At 34.6% G+C, this 231-nt stretch carries 1 protein-coding gene; it reads left to right on the top strand.

Annotated elements, in window-relative coordinates; translation table 11 throughout:
• Nucleotides 1–231 (top strand): diadenylate cyclase (locus R0J92_RS27190; protein ID WP_411053974.1); only part of this gene is annotated, 231 nt, incomplete at both ends.

Below are 231 nucleotides of genomic sequence, written 5' to 3'. Positions count from 1 at the left end.
ACATACTTATCTCCCTATACAGATTGTTACATTTCTCTACTAACAGCACTCCATCATTTATCAGAAAAAAAACATGGAGCCCTCATTGCTGTAGAAAGGGAACAATCAATCGAACCATCTATACAATCTGGAATACAACTTAATGCCCTCTTAACCGTGCCATTGTTAGAATCTATTTTTTATCCTGGTAATTCTCTTCATGATGGTGCTGTTCTTGTAAAAAATAATTAC

It is taken from the genome of Tritonibacter sp. SIMBA_163 (assembly GCF_046535935.1).
Lineage (GTDB): Bacteria > Pseudomonadota > Alphaproteobacteria > Rhodobacterales > Rhodobacteraceae > Epibacterium > Epibacterium scottomollicae.
The sequence above is the reverse complement of the archived record's forward strand: the minus strand, read 5'-3'. Positions and strand labels throughout refer to the sequence as shown.